Origin of the sequence: Mailhella massiliensis, from assembly GCF_020741395.1 — a bacterium.
Lineage (GTDB): Bacteria > Desulfobacterota > Desulfovibrionia > Desulfovibrionales > Desulfovibrionaceae > Mailhella > Mailhella massiliensis_A.
Genome location: NZ_DYZA01000206.1, coordinates 1 through 4469, shown reverse-complemented (window position 1 = coordinate 4469; position 4469 = coordinate 1). Strand labels below are relative to the sequence as shown.

Here is a 4469-nt window from a genome sequence, read left to right as displayed (position 1 = left end):
AAATGTATCATGCCGTCACCCGAAGCGCTCAATACGGAACGATGTTGTTCTCTCTTCCCATGGATTATTAATGAATTTTCCTTAAAATGACAATCTCCGGGCACGATAGTTCACCGGAGAAAGAACTGCGCCGGGCCATGCATATTTACGCACCTTTTTTCCGCTGTTCTGTGAAAGCGGCTCGCGGCGCTTCTTACAGAAGGCGGAGCGGCTTTTCTCTTATTCATACGTCCTTGAAGTTTTTTCCGTAACGGTACAAAAAATAAACGCCCCGGGGCTGCTGCCGTCATGCGCATGAGTATGGGGAAAAAAAATTTTTTAAAGAAGCGCCGACTGCCCGGAAGGCGGGACGCATCATCCCCGAACATGAAAAAAAGGAAGAAAAAAACTTTTTCCTCATCCCTCTTTCATGGGGTAAAAAATGATATACAGGAGAAAGGCAGGCAGAACACGCGGTGTTACGGAAAAAAAGCACCCTTTTCCCCGGGCATGCGGCGGACTTTGCGGCGGCACCATTGCCGCACCCGCTCACCGGCGAAAAAAACGCTGAAAAAAAGACGGGGCGAAGGGAAAAAACTTGCTCGGCAGGCTTTGATATAAGGGAAAGAACAAGTTATCATGATCGGGAGCTTCCCCGAAGACCCGGGAGCACAAGACTCGCCGGGCTATGGCAGCTCCCCCCCGCTCCCTACAACAGGAAGCGGCTTCAGGCATCACAGCGAAGTATCTGCCCCTTCGCCCCGCGGCCTGCGCGGCGGCGGAAAGCTGTGCGCAGCTTAAAAAGAATTTCCGTCAATATTGGTTTAAAGTCAAGAGTTGTATAAAAAGCTGTTTTGGAATCCGGCGAAAAAACGTACGTTTTTCTTCCCCAAGGAGTGAAAACGTGTCGAACAGGAAAAAGCAGCCTCTCGCCGTGATCGTGGGCGCCAATATCACGGCCAAAAGAAAGCACCTCGGGCTGAACCAGGCTCAGTTCGCCGAAAAGCTGGGCATCGGGCCCGACTCGCTTTCGCGCATAGAACGCGGCCTCGCGGCGCCCCGTTTCCAGACCCTGGAAAAAATGGCCCTCATCCTGGGCTGCCCTGTCGCGGAACTGTTTTTGACCGGCGACGACACTTCCTTCCGCTCCTTCGTGCAACGGCACGGGCACACGGACTCCGCGCTGAGCGAAATCATCTTCATGGCCGAAAAAATCATCCAGACGGCAAAGGGCAGCTCGTAGCCCCGGAGCTCAGGTCCCGCAGCAAAGTTCCCCCGTGAGGGGAGACGCCGCCCCGTGCTCCCTTCCCCCCGGCCAGCCTCCCGCCCGGCACGCGGGTTCCTCCCCCCATCCGGGCCCCCACACTGACGTTGACAGCCCCGCCCCGCAGGCATCCCCGTCGGCGCCGCCGTCTCCCGCAGCCTGACCCCCGCCCGGGACGTCCGCTCCCCGTGGATCGACCCCTCCGCCTCTTCCCCCGCGCTCAGGCCCGGCGCCCCCTCATGCCGCCCCGGAAGGCTCCTTTGCAAGCAGCGAGGTTATGCTCGGCGTTTTCCGGCTCGGAAGGCTCCCCTACCCCCTCCTGTGAAGGCATCTTCTTACCGCGCCCCCTTTTCCTGCGCCCTGTGGAGGCAAAAAAAGAGACGGCCGCCTGTTGACAGAGTTCAATATTTGTTGAACTATCGAACCCATGGAAAACAAACAAGCCAGCCGAATTTTTGAGGCCCTCTCCTCCGACGTCAGGCTCGACGTGTTCCGCCTGCTCGTCAGAAACGCACCGGGCGGGCTGGTGGCCGGGGATATCGCAAAGCTGCTCGACCTGCCCGCCACCAACCTTTCCTTTCACCTCAAGGCCCTCGTGCAGAGCGGGCTGGTGGGCGTGGAAAGGGAGGGGCGCTTTCTGCGCTACAAGGCCTCCATCCCCCTCATGCTCGATATCATAGCCTACCTCACGGCCGAGTGCTGCTCCCAGAACCCGGAATGCTGCCGCGCCTTCCGCAGGGAAAGCGGTGTGGATCAGCGCTTCCTGCCGCCCGTGGGAGAAGGCGGGGCGGGCGAAGAACCGAAGCCCTGAGCGGCGCGCGGGAAAGGCCCGGCCAAAGGCCCCGGAGCATGCCTACGCGCGGCCGGAAAGCCTGCGCGGGCCGGGATACGATGCAGGAACTTTGTTTTTCTGGATGATATTTCAATATTTCAACAAATCTTAGAAGGAGATATCCCATGCCTCTTTCCCCGGAATCCGGCCGCCCGTCCCCAGGCAATGGCGGCGGAAAGATATGGGCAGCGCGCCATGCCGCCGTTGCCGCCCTTCTCGCCGCGCTCTGGTTTACGGTCTACACCCGCCTGGAGGATGCGGCCTCGGCTCTCACCTTCGATATCCTCGGCCTGGAACAAGGGACGCGCTTTTCCTCGGCCCTGGAATTCTTCCTCTACGACACGGCAAAGATACTGATGCTTCTCGTCGCGCTCATCTACGTCATTTCGTGGCTGCGCGCAGGGCTGGATGCGGAGCGGGTGCGGGATTTCCTCTCGGGCAGGAAACGCTGCCTCGGCTACGCGCTGGCCGCGCTTTTCGGTGCAGTCACCCCCTTCTGCTCCTGCTCCGGCGTGCCGCTTTTTCTCGGCTTCACCATGGCGGGCATCCCCCTCGGGATCACCATGGCCTTTCTCATCACCTCGCCCGTCATCAACGAAATCGCGGTGGTGCTCCTGTGGGGGCTGCTCGGCTGGAAATTCACGCTGGCCTATGGGGCGGCGGGCCTTGCGGCGGGCATGCTCGGCGGCATGTTCATGGACGCCGTCGGGGCCGGGCGCTACCTTCAGCCCTTTGTGCAGGAGGCCATGAAGAACCCGCTGCGCCCCCTGAGCCTTGCCGGAGGGCGCGCGCGGCTCAGTTTCCGCATGCGGCACGACTTTGCCCGGAGGGAGACGCAGGCCATTTTCCGCCGCGTGTGGAAGTGGGTGCTCGCGGGCGTGGGCGCGGGCGCGCTGCTGCACGGCTTCGTGCCCGCAGGCTGGTTTGCCGAACACCTCGGCGCCGGGGAATGGTGGACGGTGCCCGCCGCCGTCCTTCTGGGCATCCCGCTCTACACCAACGTCACGGGCATCGTGCCCGTGATGGAGGGCCTGCTTGCCGGGGGCATGAGCGCGGGCACGGCCATGGCCTTCTGCCTGAGCGCCGTGGCGGCCAGCATCCCCGAGCTCATCCTGCTCAGGCAGGTCATGACGGCGAAACTCATGGCCCTTTTCCTCGGCTGGCTCTGGCTGATGTTCACCCTGACGGGCTGGATTCTCAACGCGCTTCAGGGTACGCTGCTCTGAAAGGGCCTTGCTTTTGCAGCAACTCCAACCATTCGAGGTTACGATGATTATCAGGGTGTTCGGCCGCAACTGCGTGCGCTGCACGCAGACGGAAGAGATCATGCGTCAGGCCGTGGCGGACTGCGCCTGCAGCGCCACGGTGGAAAACATCTTCGATTTCAGGGAAATGATGCTTGCGGGCGTGCTTTCCACTCCCGCCGTGTCGGTGGACGGCGTGCTGCGCTGTTCCGGGCGCGTCCCCACGCCGGAAGAGGCGCGGGAATGGCTCGCCGCCGCAGAAGAAAACAAGGGCTAGCCGGGCGCACGAAACGCCGGGGGAGAACGCTCCCCCGGCGTTTTGCTTCTTTTCCGGGCCCGTGCGCCGGCCCTCGGGCTGCGGCAGGCGCTACTGCCTGTAGTGGCGCAGGAAATGCTCCAGCTTTTCCACGGCCTCGGCCAGGATGGAGATGCGCGGCAGGTAGACGATGCGGAAGTGGTCGGGCTTTTTCCAGTTGAAGCCGGAGCCGGGCACGAAGAGGATGCGCGTCTCGCGCAGGCAGTCCAGGGCGAACTGCGTGTCGTCGGTGATGTGGTAGCGCTCCGTGTCTATCTTCGGGAAGATGTAGAAGGCCGCCTTGGGCCTCGTGGCGGAAACGCCGGGGATGCTGTTCAGGGCCTCGTAGATGAAGTTGCGCTGCTCGTAGATGCGGCCGCCGGGCACGATGTATTCGTTCACGCTCTGGTAGCCGCCGAGGGCCGTCTGGATGATGGCCTGGCCCGGCACGTTGGAGCAGAGGCGCATGTTGGAGAGCATGTTGATGCCCGCGATGTAGTCTGCGGCCACGCTCTTGTTGCCGCTCAGGATCATCCAGCCCACGCGGAAGCCGCAGACCATGTGCGACTTGGAAAGGCCGCTGAAGGTCACGCAGAAGAGATCGGGGGCCAGGGAGGCGATGGAAACATGCTTTTCCCCGTCCATGACCAGGCGGTCGTAGATCTCGTCGGAGAAAATGATGAGCTCATGCCGCCTGGCTATGTCCGCGATGCGCTCCAGCACCTCCACGGGATAGAGCGCACCCGTGGGGTTGTTGGGATTGATGATGACGAGCGCCTTCGTCCTTTCGGTGATCTTGCTCTCCATGTCCTCCAGGTCGGGGTACCAGTCGGACTCTTCATCGCAAATGTAGTG

The 4469-nt window shown here is 61.6% G+C and carries 5 protein-coding genes; 4 read left to right on the top strand and 1 reads right to left on the bottom strand.

Going from position 1 to position 4469, the window contains the following annotated elements:
* Window positions 1-883: 883 nt before the first annotated feature.
* The 4 genes from K8W16_RS10095 (at window position 884) to K8W16_RS10080 (ending at window position 3596) form a co-directional block, all read left to right on the top strand.
* Complete coding sequence (locus K8W16_RS10095) at window positions 884-1222, top strand: helix-turn-helix domain-containing protein (protein WP_304123233.1); 339 nt, start codon at window positions 884-886, stop codon at window positions 1220-1222.
* A gap of 448 nt (window positions 1223-1670) precedes the next feature.
* Window positions 1671-2054: a helix-turn-helix transcriptional regulator gene (locus K8W16_RS10090; protein ID WP_304123230.1), complete on the top strand. Its 384-nt coding sequence runs from the start codon at window positions 1671-1673 to the stop codon at window positions 2052-2054.
* A gap of 146 nt (window positions 2055-2200) precedes the next feature.
* Window positions 2201-3301 carry a permease gene (locus K8W16_RS10085; RefSeq protein ID WP_304123227.1) on the top strand — a complete coding sequence of 367 codons (1101 nt, stop codon included), beginning with the start codon at window positions 2201-2203 and terminating at the stop codon, window positions 3299-3301.
* A gap of 43 nt (window positions 3302-3344) precedes the next feature.
* Window positions 3345-3596, top strand: coding sequence for a thioredoxin family protein (locus tag K8W16_RS10080; protein ID WP_304123224.1), 252 nt, complete (start codon window positions 3345-3347; stop codon window positions 3594-3596).
* A 90-nt stretch (window positions 3597-3686) separates the two neighbouring features.
* Here K8W16_RS10080 and K8W16_RS10075 read toward each other — a convergent pair.
* Window positions 3687-4469: aminotransferase class I/II-fold pyridoxal phosphate-dependent enzyme (locus K8W16_RS10075; protein ID WP_304123221.1), on the bottom strand; the 783-nt coding region annotated here is incomplete at its 5' end.

Excerpts from the sequence above, each read along its gene's own strand:
- K8W16_RS10090 (WP_304123230.1), top strand. The coding sequence starts at position 1,671 with ATGGAAAACAAACAAGCCAGCCGAATTTTTGAGGCCCTCTCCTCCGAC.
- K8W16_RS10085 (WP_304123227.1), top strand. The coding sequence starts at position 2,201 with ATGCCTCTTTCCCCGGAATCCGGCCGCCCGTCCCCAGGCAATGGCGGC.
- K8W16_RS10080 (WP_304123224.1), top strand. The coding sequence starts at position 3,345 with ATGATTATCAGGGTGTTCGGCCGCAACTGCGTGCGCTGCACGCAGACG.